The organism is Lentzea sp. NPDC004789, from assembly GCF_053601075.1.
On record NZ_JBSGBE010000061.1, the window covers coordinates 1 to 1,154 of the forward strand.

Consider the following 1,154-nt stretch of genomic DNA (forward strand, 5'->3'; position numbering starts at 1 on the left):
TGTGGTCCACCTCGTACTTGTTGCGCACGCCCTTGGGGATCTCGATCAGGACGTCGAACTCCACTGGTCCTCGCTCATGTACACAGACATTGCAATATGATTTCCACCCAAACCCTTTCTCTAGTGATCCGGCCTGAATTACTTTCAATTCATTATCATCTTTCATCAATTCCCACGGCCCGTGAGTTCCTTTAAATCCACTCATCACGTTCTCTCCATCAATCCAATAACCACGCCACACCAGAAGAGGGCGCATGAAACCAACATCCAAAACCAAACCTTTCCTCTGAAGCTCATGCTGACCTCGACTTTTAGGCGTAAAAAAAAGCCGCTAGGCGGCTTTGTTCGATGCCGTCTTAATGGCAGCGTGCAATATAGTTATGTAATAAAAAACCCCGAATTTCGGGGCTTAGTAGTTACTTACTAGGGTTATAATCCATCATTCCTTTTGATATCGTTGACAACCTTGTTCTGATGGTTGGAGTATCTAATCCATGCCTAATATCTTCATTCAGTGAAGATATCTCTCCAGACCAACTTTCAATCATCGACCTAAACTGCCTGGCTCTGCTGACTTGTCGTTTTCTACTGCTTTCAAGCTCAATAACCTTCTGCTTTGCCTCTATTTGCGCCTTACCCATTCCAGCCGATATGGCCTCAATGGCTGCTAGCTTCATTTCTGCCTTTATCAATGGATGGAAATTGTCTGTGCCATAAAAAACTACCTCATCCAATGATTGGAAAATGAGTAGGCATTCTGTTTTCTGCTTAGCGCGCTCGTCATAGCATGTAACCTCAACAGCGGGCGTGTATCCGAATTGCTTTACCCTCATAGCTGTATACGTCATATTACTTTTCACCAGAATTCTCCTTGTGATTAGACCTACTTTAATCTATCAGTAAGTTTCTTTCGTGGTAACTAGCACCCGAAAGTAACTTAGCTTGTGAGCAGCATTGCCGTTCATCCTGAACCCGCCGCGCTCCCGACGCATGGTTTACTGTCGCGCCGTTCGACTGATCTCTGCGTGTTTCGCTTCGATGGATTTATAATGTACTGAAAGTTCATTAATGTAAAGTACCATAAGTACATATTTCGGGTAAAAAAAGCCCATCATGTCATAACATAATGAACTTTAAGGTAATTTATTTTTATC

The 1,154-nt window shown here is 43.3% G+C and carries 1 protein-coding gene and 1 pseudogene; both read right to left on the reverse strand.

The features are described from left to right. A pseudogene (locus tag ACWEIJ_RS46050) lies at nt 1-256 on the reverse strand (hypothetical protein); the annotation flags it as partial. A 160-nt stretch (nt 257-416) separates the two neighbouring features. Beyond that, nucleotides 417-860 (reverse strand): hypothetical protein, encoded by a 444-nt coding sequence (locus ACWEIJ_RS46055; protein WP_350590795.1) that lies wholly within the window; start codon nt 858-860, stop codon nt 417-419. Nucleotides 861-1,154: the final 294 nt, after the last annotated feature.